The sequence below is a fragment of the Antarcticibacterium flavum genome, from assembly GCF_006159205.1.
Taxonomy (GTDB): Bacteria; Bacteroidota; Bacteroidia; order Flavobacteriales; family Flavobacteriaceae; genus Gillisia; species Gillisia flava.
The window spans coordinates 3431760-3450568 of record NZ_CP040812.1 but is presented as its reverse complement, the minus strand read 5'-3'; the positions used below and the strand labels follow the sequence as shown (position 1 = coordinate 3450568).

Here is an 18809-nt window from a genome sequence, read left to right as displayed (position 1 = left end):
TTACCGTTTGCAGTTTTCCGTTTTCTTTTTGGAATTTGGAATTTGGTGCCTGGAATTTGTTTGGGGTTTGGTGTTTGGTGTTTGGTGTTGGACCTTGCAAAGTTGACCAATTCTACTTTTTTCGAGTTTAATCGTATTTAACCACAGAGTTTAAAATGAGTTTAAAAAAAGGAGTTTCACGGAGTTTGTTTGAATCGTTAGCCTGTAGTCGTTAGAAGGGTTTTCCGTTTACCGTTTACCGTTTGCTGTTTGACCTAGGGAAAGTTGACCAATTCTACTTTTTTCGAGGTTAATCGTATTTAACCACAGAGTTTAAAATGAGTTTAAAAAAAGGAGTTTCACGGAGTTTGTTTAGTCGTTAGTCTTTAGTCGTTAGAAGGGTTTTCAGTTTTCCGTTTACCGTTTTCTGTTTGGGGTTAGATCTTGCTGAGTTGAATGATTCTTATTTTTTCGAGGCTATTTTTATGTTTAACCACGGAGTGGGGAGAGGTTAAAAAGGAGTTTCACGGAGTTTTTGCACATAACGCATAACTCATAACTTTTACCACGTCCTGACTATCCTCCCTCCACTCTCCACTTCTCCACTTTTTTTAACCGACAACCGACAACTTTTTCAACCTACAACCTACAACCTACAACCTACAACTTTTAATTCGCCACCTCACTAATAAACTTTATCCTGTACAGCCTTAGCTCCTCGTCGTCGTAATCGCCGTCGAATTCTTCCAGGGCTTCTTCGATTTTATCGGTTTGTGCTTCCAGGAAATAATCGTGGATCTCTTCCTGCTGGTCCTCGTCCAGGATCTCATCCAGCCAGTAATCGATGTTCAGCTTTGTACCACTGTAAACGATGGCTTCCATTTCCTTGATGAACTCGGGCATTTCCATTCCTTTGGCAGATGCGATGTCATCCAGCGGAAGTTTGCGGTCTATATTCTGGATAATATATAATTTCAGGGCACTGTTGGCACCTGTGGATTTAACCACAAGGTCATCTGGCCTTACAATGTCATTATCCTCAACATATCGGCTTATAAGCTCTACGAATTCCTTTCCAAATTTTTTGGCTTTTCCCTCTCCCACACCAAAGATATTCCCCAGCTCGGGGATGGTCATAGGATATTTGAGGGCCATATCCTGAATACTGGGATCCTGGAAAACCACAAATGGCGGCACCCCCTGTTTTTTGGCTACTTTTTTACGAAGCTCCTTCAGCATTTTTACCAGCTCCTCATCCACACCGCCTCCGGCCGATTTTGCCTGGGTCACTACTCCTTCAGTCGTACTGTCAAAGATATGGTCTTCAGTCATCATGAACGACTGCGGATCCTTCAGGTACTCCTCTCCTTTTTCAGTAAGACGAACAACTCCGTAGGTTTCTATATCCTTCCGCAGCATTCCCGCTACCAGCACCTGGCGAATTAACGCCATCCAGTATTTGTTATCTTTATCTTTCCCTTTCCCGAAGAGTGGGTGCTCATCTGTCTTATGAGAAAGTATGATCGCCGTGGCTTTCCCGGTAAGGGTATGGACCACGTCCTTGGATTTATAGATCTGATTGGTTTCTTTAATAGTCTTAAGCAATAGCTCCACATCTTGCCTGGCTTCATGCTTTTTCTTTGGGTTGCGAACGTTATCATCCATAGAAGCACCTTCCCCGGTCTCCTCATCAAATTCTTCCCCAAAATAATGCAGAAGGAATTTACGGCGGGAAATAGAAGTCTCTGCATACGCCACAACTTCCTGCAGCAGGGCATGGCCTATTTCCTGCTCTGCCACGGGCTTGCCGCTCATGAACTTCTCAAGCTTCTCTATGTCTTTATAGGAATAGAACGCAAGACAATGCCCTTCACCCCCATCTCTTCCTGCACGACCGGTTTCCTGGTAATAGCTTTCCAGGCTCTTTGGAATGTCATGGTGAATTACAAAGCGAACATCTGGCTTGTCAATCCCCATGCCAAAGGCGATGGTAGCCACCACCACATCCACATCTTCCATAATGAACATATCCTGGTGCTTCACCCGGGTCTTGGCATCCAGCCCCGCGTGATACGGCACGGCAGAAATCCCATTGACCTGCAGCGTCTGCGCAAGTTCCTCCACCCGCTTACGGCTAAGGCAGTAAATAATTCCGGACTTACCTGAATTCTGCTTCACAAACCGAATAATATCTGCATCAACATTCTTGGTCTTAGGCCTTATTTCATAATACAGGTTAGGCCTGTTGAAACTGGCCTTGAAGGTATTGGCATCTGTGATCCCCAGGTTCTTCAGGATATCTTCCTGCACCTTGGGGGTGGCAGTAGCCGTTAAGCCAATGATTGGAATATCATCACCTATTCGTTTAATAATATGTCTAAGATTCCTGTATTCCGGCCTGAAGTCGTGTCCCCATTCACTTATACAGTGGGCCTCATCTACAGCCATAAAAGATACTTTTACACTGCGCAGGAATTCTACATTCTCCTCCTTGGTAAGACTTTCAGGAGCTACATAAAGCAATTTGGTGATCCCGTTGGTAATATCTTCCTTTACCTGCTTCACTTCAGATTTGTTCAAACTGGAATTAAGCACATGGGCCACCCCATGTTCCGAAGAAATACCACGTATGGCATCAACCTGGTTCTTCATAAGGGCAATAAGTGGAGAGACAACAATGGCAGTGCCATCCTGTATAAGTGCAGGAAGCTGGTAACACAGGGATTTCCCTCCCCCTGTTGGCATTACAACAAAAGTGTTATTCCCTTTGACTATACTGGTAATTACCTGCTCCTGAAGCCCTTTAAACTGGCTGAATCCAAAGTATTTTTTAAGCTGCTGGTGTAAATCGATTTCGGTAGGACCCATTCAATTGTGTTACAATTTTACATACATTTGCACTAATAAAGATACATATTTCTTTAGTATTCACCATTCATAATTTTACAAATTTGAAACTGGAAGAAAAAATCCTCGCAGTAGCAAAAGATACTATTTCCATTGAAGCAAAAGCCATTGCAAATCTTACAAATTTACTAACACCTGAGTTTGCACAGGCGGTTCAATATATATATAACTCAAAAGGAAGGGTAATTATTACCGGGATTGGGAAAAGTGCCATAATTGCCAATAAAATCGTGGCCACGCTAAACTCCACCGGCACCCCTGCAGTCTTTATGCATGCGGCCGATGCTATTCATGGGGACCTTGGAAGTATCCTGGAGGATGATGTGGTGATATGTATCTCCAAAAGCGGTAACACTCCCGAGATAAAAGTCCTGGTGCCCCTCATCAAAAATTTTAAGAACAGGATCATCGCCATCACCGGGAATAAAGATTCTTTCCTCGGCCAGCAATCTGATTTTGTATTAAATACGTATGTAGAGAAAGAGGCCTGCCCAAATAACCTGGCACCAACCACCAGCACGACGGCACAACTGGTAATGGGAGATGCTCTTGCAATTTGTTTACTGGACCTCAAAGGTTTCTCCAGCAGGGATTTTGCAAAATACCATCCCGGCGGGGCCCTTGGAAAAAAACTTTATTTAAGAGTGAGCGACATCACATCCCAAAATATGAAACCACAGGTGAGCCCCACGACTAATGTGAGGGATGTGATCGTGGAAATTTCAGAAAAAATGCTTGGGGTAACTGCGGTGCTCGAAAATGATAAAATAATAGGTATAGTGACAGATGGGGATATACGCAGGATGTTGCGCAACAATGATGAATTCATTCATCTCACTGCTGCCGATATTATGAGCAAGAACCCAAAGACCATTGAGCAGGATTCCCTGGCTATCGATGCCCTCGAGATGCTGGAAAAGAACAAGATCTCCCAGCTTATTGCTGAAGAGGACGGGAAATATGCGGGAGTGGTACATATACATAATCTTATAAGAGAAGGAATTCTATAATGGCAAAAGCTAAGACCCCACATGATGAAATGTCCTTTCTGGACCACCTGGAAGACCTGCGATGGCACCTTATAAGAGCAACCCTGGCAATTGTGATTGCCGGCTTCATAGCTTTCCTGGCCAAGGGTTTTATCTTTGATGTGCTACTCTTTGGTCCCCGTTATGCCGATTTCTGGACCTATGATATCCTTTGCAGGATCTCTACCGCTATGGGTATTGATGGCGGCTTCTGTTTTGACGAAATGCCCTTCAGGATACAATCCAGGACCATGGGCGGCCAGTTCTCTGCCCACGTATGGGTGGCCATTACGGCCGGTTTTATCATCTCCTTTCCATATGTGATCTATGAATTCTGGAAGTTCGTGGCCCCCGCGATGAAGGATAATGAGAAGAAAAATGCCCGCGGATTTATCCTAATCTCTTCGGTATTATTCTTTTTAGGAGTTCTTTTTGGATACTACGTGGTAACACCTCTTTCCATTAATTTCCTCGGAAAGTACCAGGTGAGCGACGACGTTTTCAACGATTTTGATCTCGCCAGTTACATTAGCCTGGTGCGGGCATCTGTCATCGCCAGCGGAATTATTTTCGAATTGCCCATCATTATGTATTTCCTCACAAAAGTGGGCATCGTTACCCCCGATTTCCTTATTAAATACCGAAAATATGCCCTGGTGATCGTCCTGATCCTGAGTGCGATCATTACGCCTCCCGACATCGTAAGCCAGATCATCGTGGCAATCCCGGTGTTGATACTCTATGAAGTAAGTATCATCATCTCCAAAATAGTTTTTAAAAGAGAAGAAAAAAAATTGCGAAGAACCGAAATAAGAAAAAAATAATATGAACCAAGTAGAAGAATTCAATTCATACCGCGCGCGTATGAACGATAAGATCCTTAAGGATAATAACAAGATCATCAAACGCATCTTTAACCTGGACACCAACGCCTTTGCACCCGGTGCCCTTGACGTAAAAACAAAAGAACTTTTAGGCCTGGTAGCCTCTACAGTTTTACGTTGTGACGATTGCATTAAATATCACCTGGAAACCTCCTACAAGGAAGGATTGACAAAGGAAGAAGTTACTGAGGCGTTAGGAATAGCGACGTTGGTTGGGGGACGATTGTGATCCCGCACCTTCGTAGAGCGTATGAATTTTGGGAGGAGTTGGAAGAGCAGGATGTGAAAGAGTAATGGGAGTTTCAAATTATAATTGGAATTCAAACGGTTGTAGGTTGTAGGTTGTAGGTTGTAGGTTGTAGGTTGTAGGTTGTAGGTTGTAGGTTGTAGGTTGTAGGTTGTAGGTTGTAGGTTGTAGGTTGTAGGTTGTAGGTTGTAGGTTGTAGGTTGTAGGTTGTAGGTTGGGTGAAATTCGCTACGCGAATTATTTAATTACAATTCAAAATTCTTAAAAAAGATAGTAATGAAAAGTTACAAAGACCTGGACATTTATAATTTGGCATTTGAATATGCAATTGAGGTTCATAAGCTATCACTAAAACTACCGAAATTTGAACTTTATGAACAGGGCAGCCAGGTGCGAAGATCTTCCAAGGGAGTTAAGGACGCCATCGTGGAAGGTTATGGCAGAAGAGTTTATAAACAGGATTTTCTAAAATTTCTTACTTACTCCCAGGCATCCTTGCTTGAATGCACCTCTCAACTCGAAATGATAAGTGAACTGTATCAGCTGGAAGGAATAGACGAATTAAAAACTAAATATGAAAGGCTGGGAGCTAAAATACATTCCTTTAGCCAATACGTGGAAAAGAACTGGAAGTCTTAATGTATAAATAATCTGAGGCTGGAGAAGGAAGAGTTAAAAAATTTCCAATTGAAAGAAAATTTTCCTTTTTAACTGATAGAGCGAATCAAATTGATTAACACCCCTACAACATACAACCTACAACCTCAAAAACGAAAAATCATCTCATTACCCAAAATATGATAAACAAGAAATACAACCGGTAATAGAGAAACCTACAACATTTGATCTGGCACACAAATTGTCCTAAAAACCTTAAATTAGCCTCACAACTATATTCATGAAACTATACGCCGAAAACTTAGTAAAATCATACAAAGGAAGAGAAGTAGTAAAAGGGATCTCTGTGGAAGTTAACCAGGGGGAGATCGTGGGATTGCTGGGGCCTAATGGTGCCGGGAAGACCACTTCTTTCTATATGATCGTGGGGCTTATAAAGCCTAACGGTGGAAAGATCTACCTTGACAAAGAAAACATCACCAAATTCCCGATGTATAAACGTGCACAATACGGGATTGGATACCTGGCGCAGGAGGCTTCGGTCTTCCGGAAGCTGAGTATCGAGGATAATATTATGAGCGTGCTCGAACTTACCAAGCTTTCCAAAAAAGAGCGGGTGGATAAAATGGAGTCGTTGATTGATGAATTCGGATTAGGACATATTAGGAAAAATCGCGGAGACCTTTTGAGTGGAGGGGAGCGGCGACGAACGGAGATCGCCCGTGCCCTGGCTACCGATCCGCATTTTATCCTGTTGGATGAGCCCTTTGCCGGGGTGGATCCCGTGGCGGTGGAGGACATTCAGCGTATCGTTGCCCAGCTGAAAAATAAGAACATCGGTATTCTCATTACCGATCATAACGTACAGGAAACCCTCGCGATTACCGACAGAACCTATCTTATGTTCGAAGGAGCCATCCTGAAACACGGAGTCCCCGAAGAACTCGCCGCAGATCAAATGGTGCGGAAGGTTTATTTAGGGCAGAATTTTGAGCTGAGGAAGAAGAAGATTTTTGAATAATAGTCGTTAGTCTTTAGTCGTTAGAAGGGTTTACTGTTTTCGGTTTACTGTTTACCGTTTGGTGTTTCGTGTTTGGTGTTTGGTGTTGGATTTTGCTGAATTGTCCAATTAAGGGTATTTTCGAGGCTAATTGTAATTTAACCACGGAGTTTTGAGGAGTTTGAAAAGGAGTTCCACGGAGTATGATTGGAGAGTCAAGAAACAAGAGTCAAGAGACAAGACAAAATTTTTGACCTTCTTTTTACCAGTCACGACTATCCTCTCCCAACTCTCTTCTCTCCACTATTGAAAACCCCGTGAAACTCTGGGCCGTACTCCGTTAACTCTGTGGTTAAGCCAGGGTAGGCCTGGTACTTCAGAAAATTTTCAATTGCTATTCCTTATTTACATTTTTTCAACCTACAACATACAACCTACAACCTACAACTTTTTTCAACTGACAACCGACAACCGACAACTCACAACTGCCTAACCTCTTCCTTCCTTTCCGGAAATACCAAAGACACCACCACATAGCTCAAAATAATAAGCGGGATCGCGATGAACTGGAAGATGATGATCATCAACAGGCAATAGGCGATAAAGAAATATCGGAGTTTGTTTTTCTTAAAGGACCAGTCGGATAATTTAAGGGCGAAAAGTGGGATCTCGGCGTTGAGCATATAGCAGCTTATGAAGGTGAGGATGATAAGGAACCACTCATTCAGAATGATTTCTACCGCCCACGGATGTGGCTGGAAGGCAAGAATAAGTGGTAAGCTCAATATAAGTAAAGCGTTGGCCGGGGTTGGGAGGCCTATAAAAGAATCTGTTTGGCGGTCGTCAATGTTGAATTTTGCAAGTCGGTAGCCGGAAGCTGCGGCGATAAAGAGTCCGATGAGTGCCAGGGTCGGGAAATTCCATTCGAACCACACCCCGCTGGCCTGCCACTCAGATATGGTGGCTCCACCCCCGGGAAGAGCACGCTGCAGCAGCTGGAACATTACGATCCCGGGTACGAGTCCGCTGGTGACCATATCGGCCAGGGAATCCAGTTGCAATCCCAGTTCGCTTTTAACATCCAGCGCCCTGGCTGCGAGTCCGTCGAAAAAATCGAAGAAGATCCCCAGTCCCACGAACAGGGCAGCCATAATAAGATTTCCCTGTACCGCAAAAATAGCAGCAATGGCTCCGCAGAGCAGGTTGAGCATGGTAATGATATTCGGGATCTGTCTTTTTATGGCCATTGGTTAAGTTTTTTTGTAAAAATAGGGATTAGATATGAGAATTGAGATATGAGAATTGAGATGATGGTTGTGGGGCTGGAGATGAGGGAGTTGGAAAGGAATCTGGAGGCTGAAGTCTAGCATCTGGCGTCTAGAGTCTGGACCGGGAGTTTCCAAGGCACCATATTTTGACAAGAATCAAGAGACAAGAATCAAGATCCAAGAGAAGAAGAGAGAAAATTCTAATTTCAGGCCGAATAATCGTAACTCCCAGTCATACCTACTCTCGTAACGTCATGCTGAAACCCGGATAAAATATTTTATTAGCGTGAGGTAATGACGAAGGAGAATTATCACTTCGAGTCAGCTTTTTGTTAGAAGGTCTTTCCCGGCCTACGAAAGTTTATCGTAAAATTTGAAATGAGTGGGGCGTTAAAAATTTTAGGCTGTTTGAGCGAAAAGGATTAAACTCGCTAGAATGGATTTGCTCGCGAGTTCCTAAAATTTAGCCACCGAATGATAAATTTAGATAAGCTTTCGTAAGCCTAGACTTTTTTGGTTCTTTTTTGGGCGATGCAAAAAAGAACAAGCGGTCCTATGAATTGCCGATAAACTCGCCTAGATAATGGAAGAAATATAGATTACGTAACTCGTTTCAGCATCTAACATTTTATACTGATGATCACCCTCACACTCCACCCATTCTCACCTGCCGTTGAGGACCGGCAACGGCCATCGCCTGTCCCTCTGTTCTAACCCATTAGACCCTGAAATAAATTCAGGGTGACGGCGGAGGGGGACGCTTTATCATATATTATTAAATTAGATTCTAAATTCCAGTCAGCCCGCTTTTAACTACTTGTCATATTTACTCTCGTCACGTCATGCTGAACTCGTTTCAGCATCTAACATCTTATACTGATGATCACCCTCACACTCCACCCATTCTCACCTGCAGTTCATTACCAGCACCGGCCTTTGACTGCCCCCCTGTTCTAACCATCAGACCCTGAAATAAATTCAGGGTGACGGTGGAGAGGGCGCTTTATACTATTTCAGAAATTATGAGATAAGATGAAATCCTAAATTCCGGGCAGGACGCCTGTAACTCCATAGACTTCTCGATACATTTTTTCCTTCCGCTTTCGCTACAGAAAAAAACACTCGAAGTGACGGCGTAGTATTAAAAGTAACGAACTACCTATAAAACAACGAATCGTCAGTTCGAGTGAATTTTTTGGACCGGCAGGGAGAAAAAATTTGTATCGAGAACCCTCGTGAGGAAGATTATTCCCGATAGGAAAAGAGAGGCTCGAGTTTGGAAAGGTTGTTACAAGAAAAGATTTCAGATTAAAATAAAATTCTGAACTCCTTAGCACCTCTCGATACATTTTTTCCTTCCGCTTTCGCTGTAGGAAAAAACACTCGAAGTGAAGAGATTTAACTCCGTGGTCCTCCGTGCAGAACTCCGTGGTTAAATACAACTAACCTCGAAAAAAGAGAATTAGACTCCCACTCTCCAATGGAAAACAGAAAACATACAACAAAAACAAGAAACTCTAATTATTTCATTCCGCGAAATCCTGTCGACCAATAATCCGAATAATTTCAACAGATCCATCTTTGACAAGAAAATATATACTATCCACTCCCAGAACGCACCTTCTGTATCCAGGACGAATAAAGTCTACTGTCGGGTATAAAAAAGGCTGTTTGGCTATCTTTTCAAATTGCTCAAAAAATGCATTATAATATTTATCGGCCTGATCTTCGCCGAAATGGATGACGCCGTATTGATGAATTCTTATTAAATCAATTTTCGCAGCTTCACTAATTTTATAATTTGCCATTCCTTCGCAAATCGGCTTTTGACTGGGCTAGAATCTCTTCCTGAGTCAATTTTGTAAAACCACTCTGTTCTCCTTTTATCAGTTCAGCTCGTAAAAAATCCAGTTCTTCTTGCTTTTCCCGTGCACGCCTTATTAAATCATTAATAAGCTCACTTTTACTGGTATATTCTTCAGTGCTAAGCTGCTCTTTTAACCATTTATCATTAGGTTTTGTGAGGGTGATGCTTTGTCGTGCCATAATTTTAAAATTTTATAGATGTAAATATACACCAATATTGCACCAGTCGCAAAGAGAATCTAGAGGCTAGAGTCTAGAGACTGGACAAGATTTTCGAAATAATATAATCTTGGTAAGAGGAGAGACAAAACTCCATATTACATGCAGACCTCTTTCAACTCACATTTATACTTACTCTCGTCACGTCAGGCTGAACTCGTTTCAGCATCTAACATCTTATACTGATGATCAACCTCACACTTCACCCATTCTCACCTGCAGTTCATTACCAGCACCGGCCTTTGACTGCCCCCCTGTTCTAACCATCAGACCCTGAAATAAATTCAGGGTGACGGTGGAGAGGGCGCTTTATACTATTTCGGAAATTATGAGATAAGATGAAATCCTAAATTCCGGGCAGGACGCCTGTAACTCCATAGACTTCTCGATACATTTTTTCCTTCCGCTTTCGCTGCAGGAAAAAACATTCGAAGTGACGGGGTGGTATTAAAAGTAACGAACTAACTTTAAAACAACGAATCGTCAGTTCGAGTGAATTTTTAGGACCGGCAGGGAGAAAAAATTTGTATCGAGAACCCTCGTGAGGAAGATTATTCTCGATAGGAAAAGAGAGGCTCGAGTCTGGAAAGGTTGTTACAAGAAAAGATTTCAGATTACTATAAAATTCGGAACTCCATAGACTTCTCGATACATTTTTTCCTTCCGCTTTCGCTGCAGGAAAAAACACTACCATTGACGTATTTTTTAACTAGCTGTATTATAGCTAATTACCATCCCAAGCTCTTTCGCCATTTTTCTTACACTTCTTTCTTTGTTGAGGTTAATTTTCTCTTCATAATCTTTTATTCCTTTTTCTATATAATCTAAACCTCTAACAAATAACTTCCAGTAAAGTTCTGCCAGTTTTCTGGCCATTGCTTTTATAGCGTGGCTCGGTCCCTTTCTGGCTCTTAGTTTTCTGCCGAAGGCACCTAGTGCAATTTTTTTGCTGTTGAGAAGGCTTGTGGCCACTTGTTTGAAGATTAATCCTGCTTTGGGCTGACCTTTTGATTTATGGTTTTTCCTCATTTTGCCGGAGTGGTGCTGTTTTGGAGCAAGGCCAAGCCAGGAAGTAAAATGTTTTTCTGTTGCCCATTTCTTCATATCTGAACCTACCTCGGCAAGGAGTTGCATCCAGGTATAATCTGTTATTCCAGGCAGAACAGTGGCATCCCTATAGTTAAATACACTTAGTAGATAGCGGTCGAGGTTTTTAATCTTGGGTTTGTGATGCCTTATAGGCTTCCTTGTTTTTTTCTTGCCGGGTTTTAGGGATGCATCACCATTCTCTCCGCTCATCTTCTTAAGAACTTCATCCAATTTTTCATCACACCGCACTATTTGTACCTGATAAAAATCATAGCAAGCAACTGCCTGCTCCAGTGCGAATAAACCTGCCTGAGTGTAGTGCCCTTTTAGAGATTTTATTACCAGTTCCCTTTTTGTTTTTAAAATGCTTTTTTCGCATAACTCCACCAGGACTTTCGGGTTTCTTTCTCCTTTGAGAATAGCTCTGATTACCCTCAATCCACTGGCTCCATGTACTTGACTTAAAACTTCTTTTAAGCGGATGTTCATCATGGTGAGGGCTTTTTGCATATGATTTATATGCATTGCCGCACTGCGAATGTGATCTTCCCGAAGGCGTTGATATTCCCGAAGTTCCTGGACAAGATCTTCTGCTACAAAACATCTGCTAAGAAGACCATGGCTATGTAACTGTTGTATCCACTGGCAATCCTTTACATCTGTTTTTCTGCCGGGAACTTGTTTAGTACTTCTCCCATCTACCAACCAGACATCGATTCCTCTGGCCTGTAGAATATCAAAGAGAATAACCCAATAAACTCCAGTGGCTTCCAAAGCAACAGTTTCGATATTATTATCGATCAAATAATCCGCTGCCATTTCCAAATCCTCAGTAAAAGTCTCGAAGCTTTTTACTTCTCTCCCTTCAAGACCTACAAAAATTTTGCGGGCTCCAATATCAATGCCCGCAGCATGGTTGTGAATTTTCTTCATAATAGAAAAAGTTTAAAAACCACATCGGAGAATTCTAAAGCAGTAAGACTACCATGCGGGCATCAATACGAAGTTGAGCACCAAAATCGCTACCATTATTTTCCGAAAACCATACTCGAACACAGGTATAAAACACTATGTGTATATCGGCCAAATTGTGGTTTAAATTCCCTTATAAAAATACAATCCCCTACGTCAATATTCTTCGCTAGATAAAATTTTTTTTATCTCAAATCTCGAAGTGACGGCGAGGTGGTTGGAAGTAGAATTTGAAATCTAGAGGCTGGACTTACCTGTTGCGCGAAGTTTTAACTCCGTGGTCCTCCGTGCAGTACTCCTATAACTCAGTGGTTAAATACAATTAACCTCGGAAAAATTAGAATTAAACTCTTCAGAAAAACCCAACAACAAACAACAAACCCCAAACCCTGAACGGCAACCACTAAACCCGCTAAAGACTAAAGACTAACGACTAACGACTTTTTCCTACGAAAACTCCCAACTCTTTCCTATTTTTGAAGGGAATTGACAAAAATGAAAAACCTCCTATACGCATTACTCAGCGGATTCCTCCTGGCGCTTGCCTGGCCTACTTACGGATTTCCCTTATTGATATTTTTAGCCTTCGTGCCATTACTGTACGCCGAGTTCCGCGTGCGGAACTCTGAGAGCAGGAATATTAAGCTGCAGGTACTGGGGCTGGCTTATGTGAGCTTTTTTATCTGGAACCTCATCACCACCTACTGGCTCTACTACTCTACGTTCTTTGGAGCGGCCTTTGCGATCCTGGTGAATTCGCTGCTAATGGCGCTTGTGTTCCTGCTGTATCACGTGGTGGCGAAACGCAGTAATTTCAGGGCTTCGACGGCTTTTTTAATCAGCATCTGGATCGTGTTTGAGAAGCTGCATCTTGGCTGGGAATTTTCGTGGCCCTGGCTCAACCTTGGTAACGTATTTGCGGTAACCCATAATTGGGTGCAATGGTATGAATATACCGGGGCCTTCGGCGGGACGCTGTGGATCCTGCTGGTGAATGTGGCTATTTTCAAGGCAGTACTGGCCTACAGGGAATTCAGGCAGCGCGAGATCATTTGGCGCGGGGTTATCAAAGCCGCACTATTCGTGGCTGTGCCTATCGCCCTCTCCTATATCATCGTCCACAATTATTCTGAAAGTGAGGAAACTCTGGAGGCTGTTATTCTTCAGCCTAATATAGATCCTTACAAGGAAAAATATAATGTAACCGATACCCGCATCGGTGAACTCCTGCTGGACCTCAGCAAAGAGAACGTAACCGATTCCACCGCGATCCTGGTAGCTCCGGAAACTGTTTTTGCAGATGGTACTCCCCTGCCCAGGTTTCAGCAAAGTCAGGCGGCCAATTACAGCAGGCAATTGCTGGACCAGTACCCTAATCTCAATTTCCTTAGCGGAATTCAGATGTATGACAGGTTTCAGGATCCGGCGAGGGTAGCCAAGCAAACTAATCAGATAGGGCCTAATGACTGGTACAACGACTACAATTCGGCGTTTATGATGAACAGGCAAAGCCTTCCGCAGCTGTATCATAAGTCGAAACTCGTTGTTGGCGTGGAGAACTTTCCTTATCAAAGCGTCCTGAGGCCAATTCTGGGGGATATAATGATAGATCTAGGTGGGACAGTAGCGATGAAGACCACCCAGGAAGAGCGTTCAATTTTCGAGCTGAATAACGGTTATTCCACCGCGCCTATTATTTGTTACGAATCGGTTTACGGGGAATATGTGACCGGCTATGTGCGCAATGGCGCCAATTTTCTAACCATCATCACCAACGATGCCTGGTGGAGCGACACCCAGGGCCACAAGCAGCACCTCAACTACGCCAAACTCCGCGCTATCGAAACCCGCAGGTCCATCGTTCGTAGTGCCAATACAGGAATTTCGGCTTTTATCAATGAAAAGGGAGATTTGCTGCAAACATTGGGCTACACAGAACTCGGCAGCATCAAAGGCAACGTCACCCTCAACACAGGGGAAACCTTTTATGTGAAATACGGTGATTACATCGCGAGGGTAGCGCAGTTCCTGGCCCTGTTCCTGTTCCTGTTCGCGGTGGTGCCGTTTAAGAAGAAGGTGAAGAGGTAAAGCCCCCCGGCCACCAAAGGGGGAGAGGGGAAGGGTTAGCGGTTGTAGGTTATCAGTTGTAGGTTGTAGGTTGTAGGTTGTAGGTTGAAAAGTTGTCGGTTGTAGGTTGTAGGTTGTAGGTTGTAGGTTGAAAAAAGTGGAGAGTGCCCCCTTTTTTTGTCATCCTGCGGAGCGCTTTTTTGCGCGACTAAGGATCCCGGGCGGGGGTGAGAGGTGGGGATATACCAGAATTTTCTGCGGAAACGTGCTGCAAAATCAAGTTGTAGGCCGTAAGTTGTAAGTTGAAAAAGTTGTCAGTTATCGGTTGTCGGTTGTCGGTTTGAAAAAAGTGGAGAGTGCCCCCCTTTTTTTGTCATCCTGCGGAGCGCTTTTTTGCGCGAGTAAGGATCCCGGGCGGGGGTGAAGCTTGGAGGTCCACTAAAATTTTCTGCGGAAACGGGCTGCAAAATCAAGTTGTAGGCCGTAAGTTGTAAGTTGAAAAAGTTGTCAGTTATCGGTTGTCGACTGTTAGTTGAAAAAAATGGAGAGTGGATAGTCAGGGCGTGTTATAAGTAACTGTTGGCTCGCTTCACTCTCCGTGGCAGGGTGCTAAATTGTTGATTACTTTATTTTCTTGAATTACCCTCCTTTTTTGTCATCCTGCGGTGCGCTTTTTTGCGCGAGTAAGGATCCCGGGCGGGGGTGAAGCTTGGAGGTCCACTAAAATTTTCTGCGGAAACGTGCTGCAAGATTAAACCGGAGAACAAACTTTTACCCCGACACCAGACCTGCCAGGTTTCTCTTTTTGTAGATTAAACTTAAAAAGGATAAATAGAGTTCGCAGGAAATTCAACCTGGTAGGTCTACCTCGCTGGCAGGACCTTTCTTAGAAACCTTTTCCCAATGGAGCGCGCTCAAACCTCACAGGTCTTGGAGACCTGTGAGGTTTCCTTAGCAAGACAATTTTTCTTGGTTTTTCGGATACTCAGTAAAAGAATCCTTAAACGAAAATTCTTATTAAATATCAGATTTCAATTTTTCAGGATCTTGTCGGTTGTCAAAAATTGTTAGAATTTTAATTTCTTGATCATCAAACCTAAAATATAAAGTCGTTTGCCTGGTAACGACACATTTCTCAATCTGGGGTCTTTCTCAGATCGCGGAAAACTTTCTGGTTGTGATATTATGAGCGCAATGTCTCTATCCAATTTTCTAATAAAATTAGATTTCACCTTTTCCGACAAATTTTCCAGTAAATATTGAAAAAGTTTCTCTAGTTTACGTTCAGCGATTTTTGAGATAACAACCTTTCTCACCATCACCTATGTTGAGACATGAAGGTTTCGTAGTCAGTTGTTTTTCCTTGCTCTATTTCGGCAGAGGCTTCAAGGATTTCTTTTTGATGGTCGGGAGAAAGTTCGTCCCAAAAATCGGTGGATTTTTCTTTTATAAAAATCTGCCTTATAGAATGAATAATCTGCGGATTGTCTGTGTCCAGCAGCAATTTAATCAGTTTAATTTTTTCCGCCTTAATATCCATTTCCGAATAATTTATAACAAAAATAATGATTTCTTATCTAACTTATTAAACAGGGTATGCCGATGGGCTTAGCATTTTATTTTCCTCTGCTCCATTCTTCAAACGAGCGATTTACTTCTTCCTGATCCATTAGTTCAGAATTTTCATATTGAGAATACCCTTCCATTACAGAATTTATTTCCTCCCTGCTGAAAGTTTCATCAACAGCAGAAATAGCATCCAGCCATCTTTCAAGCTGAAGCAAAGACTCTTCATCCCGAAGGTTTTCTATTTTCTGAATTATGCGGTCTTTCAATTTCATAATCTTATTTCCTGATTTATTAAAGATAGGAAAAAAGTGCCTACGGAATGATGCGCCAATTGATTAGAAATCTCCGGGACTTTCCTTCAAATCATAATTCCGATCATTTTAATTCCATGCCCCGGTCCTATAGGGTGGGAATTAAAAATGAGAAGCTTTTTAGTTACAATGCTTTTTCCGCCACCCTTTAGGGCGGGGCAAAGTGGAAAAAGAATTATACCCTCATCGTGGTTTTACACCCAGGTGCTCATAAGATATACAGGAAGGAAACCCCGAACCAGACCTGCCAGGTTTCTCACTTGCATTATTAAACTTTAATTAGGATAGATAGACTTTGCAGGAAATTCAACCTGGTAGGTCTTTCTCGCTGGCTGGATCTTCCTTAGAAGCTATTTATTTATCGAGAACGATCAAACCTCACAGGTTTTTGAAACCTGTGAGGTTTCTTCCTAAGACGATTTTTCTGTTTTCTTCACACTACTATTAAAACTAAGGAGCCGAGACTATTTATGATCCGCCAGCGACTATCCTACCAACCCTACTCCCGGTACGACACCTTTCCCAATTCCCCTAGGCCCACCCCGGCCCATGGGGCCACCCCTCCAGAGGCGGGGAAGAGTACGGGTATCGATGACCTTTTTCGTGAATTTCACCTGGTAGGTTTTACTCGCTGGGCTGGATTTTCCTTAGGAACTCTTTCCCAATGGAGCACGTTCAAACCTTCCTAAGACGATTTTTCTTTTTTCTTCACACTACTATTAAAACTAGGGAGGCGAGACTATTTATGATCTGCCAGCGACTCTCCTACCAATTTTAATCTCAATACGACCTTATCTCAAATTCCCCCAGCCCACCCCGGCCCACGGGGCCACCCCTCCGGAGGAGGGGAACTCTCATCCCCCTATTTTGTCATCCTGCGGAGCGCTTTTTCGCGCGACTAAGGATCTCTGGCGAGGATGATAATGATACCTTCTCTTTGAATGTCTGCGGGAGGAGAAGCGAGTCCTTGCAGTTTTGGGTCAATGGATAATCTGTTTGTTTTAGCTGCGGCCCCTTCCCTCTGCACCGGGGGTAGGGATCCTTCACTTCGTTATCATTGACGTATTTCATTGGAGTATATTTTCCTTTCTATTATGGAAGAAACGGTGTCGAGTTTATCCCCCTTTCATAAGACCGCTCCTTCTTTTTTGCTGCAATCCTCTCCCTCTGGTCGTCGGTTGCAAAAAAAAGAAGGAAAAAAGTCTAGGCTTACGAAACCTTATCTAAATATATCATTCGGTGGCTAAATTTTAGGAACTCGCGGGAATGTGTATTCTGACGAGAATACTACGTTTCGCTCAAACAGCCTAAAATTCTTACGCCACCTCATTTCAAATTTTACGATAAACTTTCGTAGGCCGGGAGAAATTCTGCAAAGAAGAATATTATATTCATTGATGATATTCATACGTCATCACCTCACGCTAGGTAAATTTTTTACCGCAGGTCTCAGGATGACAGGAAAGAGGAGAAAACATCCAGCTCGTCACAAGCAAATCCAGCCTCCAGACTATAGACTCTCTGAAACCCACATTATACAGTATACAGCCTACAGTATACAAAAAAGAACCCCTACACATGAACCCAGTCACAATCAAGTCCAGTCTTTAGCCTCTAGATTCTAGACGCTCTCTGTTAAAATTCACCTTACACATTCAGCACATATTCTTATCTTTATAAAAAAAGAACATGAATACACTGCATATTAAAATCAAGAATGAGGAAACCTATCAACATCTATTGTGGTTTCTAAAAAAACTCGATCAGGAAGAGATACAGTTTGTGGAAGGAAAAAATACTTTTTCCTCTGTGCAGGAACAGCTGGAAAATGAAATTTATGCAATTGATTCTGGAGAATCGACTTTAATGGAACTGGATGAGTTTGATAAAAATTTAGATCATCTAATTGCAGATCTTAGTAATTAAGAATTTCCCTTTAATTTCTCCACCAATTCCCGATAGGTGAGTATATGGGTTTTATCAATCTTTTTCAGTACCAATAAATCTTTATCTCCTGTTACTAAATAATCTGCTTTTCCATCTATAGCAAGGTTGAGCAAAAAATTATCTTTCTTGTCCCGGCATACATCGATCTGTGATTCAATGGCTATTAATTCGGCAAATTCATTAAAAGTGGTTAATAAGCTTTCTACATCTTTCGTTGCAAAAAATTTTCTGAGTTTAGGCCTTTTTGCCACTTCTATAAACTCATCCAATAGCTCCTCTGAAAAAACTAAAATAATTATTCCATCTTGAATGAATTCATCTATTTCCGTGAAGCTGTTTGTAATAAGGTAGCTTATCCAGAGATTGGTATCCAGGATTACCCTCTTATTTTTCATAGCGGGATTTCCTCACCTTCTCTACTTCTTTAGAAATTTCCTCAGGACTAATTCCCTCTGTAGACTTTGACCTTAATTTGGTAAGAAGCGCTGTAAAATCAGGTTGATCTGACTTTCTGATCTTTATCAAATTCAGGTCAGCCAGGTCTTGGAGCAATTTTTTGGCTTTCGGATTCAATATGTCAATCTTAATTGATTCCATCACTTTTTTTATAAAGCTAAGAATAAATTTTCAATAAAACTTTCTGCTTCTTTTTTAAAAAAGAATGGTATTTATCAAATCTGGGCGTCCTCTTCTCTACCATTCCAGAGTAACCTTCTTCAAATCAAGATCCCGGAAATTTTACTTCCATGCCCCGGCCCTAAAGGTGGGAATTAAAATGAGAAGCTTTTTAGTTACAATGCTTTTTCCGCCACCCTTTAGGATGGCGGAAAAAGAATTA

General features: G+C 42.4%; 15 protein-coding genes and 1 pseudogene. 7 read left to right on the top strand and 9 right to left on the bottom strand.

Annotation, left to right across the window (positions count from 1 at the left end; genetic code table 11):
* Positions 1 to 648: 648 nt before the first annotated feature.
* The gene (gene recQ, locus FHG64_RS15060; RefSeq protein WP_139067179.1) at positions 649 to 2847 is read right to left on the bottom strand and encodes a DNA helicase RecQ; all 2199 of its coding nucleotides are present in this window, start codon (positions 2845 to 2847) and stop codon (positions 649 to 651) included.
* An 83-nt stretch (positions 2848 to 2930) separates the two neighbouring features.
* Here recQ and FHG64_RS15055 point away from each other — a divergent pair, with 83 nt between their 5' ends.
* The 5 genes and pseudogenes from FHG64_RS15055 (at position 2931) to lptB (ending at position 6684) form a co-directional block, all read left to right on the top strand.
* Complete coding sequence (locus FHG64_RS15055; RefSeq protein WP_139067178.1) at positions 2931 to 3896, top strand: KpsF/GutQ family sugar-phosphate isomerase; 966 nt, start codon at positions 2931 to 2933, stop codon at positions 3894 to 3896.
* Positions 3896 to 4738 carry a twin-arginine translocase subunit TatC gene (gene tatC, locus FHG64_RS15050; RefSeq protein WP_139067177.1) on the top strand — a complete coding sequence of 281 codons (843 nt, stop codon included), beginning with the start codon at positions 3896 to 3898 and terminating at the stop codon, positions 4736 to 4738. The genes FHG64_RS15055 and tatC overlap by 1 nt, the downstream gene beginning before the upstream one ends.
* A 1-nt stretch (position 4739) precedes the next feature.
* Positions 4740 to 5092: pseudogene (locus FHG64_RS15045) on the top strand (carboxymuconolactone decarboxylase family protein).
* Positions 5093 to 5321: 229 nt separating this feature from the next.
* On the top strand, positions 5322 to 5684 hold the full coding sequence (locus FHG64_RS15035; RefSeq protein WP_139067176.1) for a four helix bundle protein: 363 nt from the start codon (positions 5322 to 5324) through the stop codon (positions 5682 to 5684).
* A gap of 259 nt (positions 5685 to 5943) precedes the next feature.
* On the top strand, positions 5944 to 6684 hold the full coding sequence (gene lptB / locus FHG64_RS15030; protein WP_139067175.1) for an LPS export ABC transporter ATP-binding protein: 741 nt from the start codon (positions 5944 to 5946) through the stop codon (positions 6682 to 6684).
* 458 nt (positions 6685 to 7142) lie between these two features.
* Here lptB and FHG64_RS15025 read toward each other — a convergent pair whose 3' ends face one another.
* From FHG64_RS15025 to FHG64_RS15010, 4 genes are all read right to left on the bottom strand, one after another.
* The gene (locus tag FHG64_RS15025; RefSeq protein WP_139067174.1) at positions 7143 to 7910 is read right to left on the bottom strand and encodes a CDP-alcohol phosphatidyltransferase family protein; all 768 of its coding nucleotides are present in this window, start codon (positions 7908 to 7910) and stop codon (positions 7143 to 7145) included.
* A gap of 1547 nt (positions 7911 to 9457) precedes the next feature.
* Entirely contained in the window at positions 9458 to 9739 is a 282-nt protein-coding gene (locus FHG64_RS15020; protein WP_139067173.1) for a type II toxin-antitoxin system RelE/ParE family toxin, read from the bottom strand.
* Complete coding sequence (locus FHG64_RS15015) at positions 9726 to 9977, bottom strand: ribbon-helix-helix domain-containing protein (protein ID WP_139067172.1); 252 nt, start codon at positions 9975 to 9977, stop codon at positions 9726 to 9728. Before FHG64_RS15015 ends, FHG64_RS15020 begins: the two co-directional genes overlap by 14 nt.
* A gap of 744 nt (positions 9978 to 10721) precedes the next feature.
* The gene (locus tag FHG64_RS15010) at positions 10722 to 12038 is read right to left on the bottom strand and encodes an IS110 family RNA-guided transposase (RefSeq protein WP_139067171.1); all 1317 of its coding nucleotides are present in this window, start codon (positions 12036 to 12038) and stop codon (positions 10722 to 10724) included.
* 534 nt (positions 12039 to 12572) lie between these two features.
* Here FHG64_RS15010 and lnt point away from each other — a divergent pair.
* Positions 12573 to 14165 carry an apolipoprotein N-acyltransferase gene (gene lnt, locus FHG64_RS15005; protein ID WP_139067170.1) on the top strand — a complete coding sequence of 531 codons (1593 nt, stop codon included), beginning with the start codon at positions 12573 to 12575 and terminating at the stop codon, positions 14163 to 14165.
* A 1297-nt stretch (positions 14166 to 15462) separates the two neighbouring features.
* Here the strand turns inward: lnt and FHG64_RS14990 are convergent.
* Both FHG64_RS14990 and FHG64_RS14985 read right to left on the bottom strand, forming a co-directional pair.
* Positions 15463 to 15684 carry a hypothetical protein gene (locus tag FHG64_RS14990; protein WP_139067169.1) on the bottom strand — a complete coding sequence of 74 codons (222 nt, stop codon included), beginning with the start codon at positions 15682 to 15684 and terminating at the stop codon, positions 15463 to 15465.
* A 76-nt stretch (positions 15685 to 15760) separates the two neighbouring features.
* Complete coding sequence (locus FHG64_RS14985) at positions 15761 to 15985, bottom strand: hypothetical protein (protein ID WP_139067168.1); 225 nt, start codon at positions 15983 to 15985, stop codon at positions 15761 to 15763.
* A gap of 1728 nt (positions 15986 to 17713) precedes the next feature.
* Here FHG64_RS14985 and FHG64_RS14980 point away from each other — a divergent pair.
* Complete coding sequence (locus FHG64_RS14980; RefSeq protein ID WP_139067167.1) at positions 17714 to 17950, top strand: hypothetical protein; 237 nt, start codon at positions 17714 to 17716, stop codon at positions 17948 to 17950.
* Here the strand turns inward: FHG64_RS14980 and FHG64_RS14975 are convergent.
* The gene (locus FHG64_RS14975) at positions 17947 to 18366 is read right to left on the bottom strand and encodes a putative toxin-antitoxin system toxin component, PIN family (RefSeq protein ID WP_139067166.1); all 420 of its coding nucleotides are present in this window, start codon (positions 18364 to 18366) and stop codon (positions 17947 to 17949) included. The genes FHG64_RS14980 and FHG64_RS14975 overlap by 4 nt on opposite strands.
* On the bottom strand, positions 18356 to 18568 hold the full coding sequence (locus FHG64_RS14970) for a hypothetical protein (protein WP_139067165.1): 213 nt from the start codon (positions 18566 to 18568) through the stop codon (positions 18356 to 18358). The genes FHG64_RS14975 and FHG64_RS14970 overlap by 11 nt, the downstream gene beginning before the upstream one ends.
* Positions 18569 to 18809: the final 241 nt, after the last annotated feature.

Bases quoted from the DNA above. Each gene is read 5' to 3' on its own strand.
- lnt (WP_139067170.1), top strand. From the start codon at position 12,573: ATGAAAAACCTCCTATACGCATTACTCAGCGGATTCCTCCTGGCGCTT.
- FHG64_RS14985 (WP_139067168.1), bottom strand. From the start codon at position 15,985: ATGAAATTGAAAGACCGCATAATTCAGAAAATAGAAAACCTTCGGGAT.
- lptB (WP_139067175.1), top strand. From the start codon at position 5,944: ATGAAACTATACGCCGAAAACTTAGTAAAATCATACAAAGGAAGAGAA.
- FHG64_RS15025 (WP_139067174.1), bottom strand. From the start codon at position 7,910: ATGGCCATAAAAAGACAGATCCCGAATATCATTACCATGCTCAACCTG.
- FHG64_RS15010 (WP_139067171.1), bottom strand. From the start codon at position 12,038: ATGAAGAAAATTCACAACCATGCTGCGGGCATTGATATTGGAGCCCGC.
- FHG64_RS14975 (WP_139067166.1), bottom strand. From the start codon at position 18,366: ATGAAAAATAAGAGGGTAATCCTGGATACCAATCTCTGGATAAGCTAC.
- tatC (WP_139067177.1), top strand. From the start codon at position 3,896: ATGGCAAAAGCTAAGACCCCACATGATGAAATGTCCTTTCTGGACCAC.
- FHG64_RS14970 (WP_139067165.1), bottom strand. From the start codon at position 18,568: ATGGAATCAATTAAGATTGACATATTGAATCCGAAAGCCAAAAAATTG.
- FHG64_RS15035 (WP_139067176.1), top strand. From the start codon at position 5,322: ATGAAAAGTTACAAAGACCTGGACATTTATAATTTGGCATTTGAATAT.
- recQ (WP_139067179.1), bottom strand. From the start codon at position 2,847: ATGGGTCCTACCGAAATCGATTTACACCAGCAGCTTAAAAAATACTTT.
- FHG64_RS15020 (WP_139067173.1), bottom strand. From the start codon at position 9,739: ATGGCAAATTATAAAATTAGTGAAGCTGCGAAAATTGATTTAATAAGA.
- FHG64_RS14980 (WP_139067167.1), top strand. From the start codon at position 17,714: ATGAATACACTGCATATTAAAATCAAGAATGAGGAAACCTATCAACAT.
- FHG64_RS14990 (WP_139067169.1), bottom strand. From the start codon at position 15,684: ATGGATATTAAGGCGGAAAAAATTAAACTGATTAAATTGCTGCTGGAC.
- FHG64_RS15015 (WP_139067172.1), bottom strand. From the start codon at position 9,977: ATGGCACGACAAAGCATCACCCTCACAAAACCTAATGATAAATGGTTA.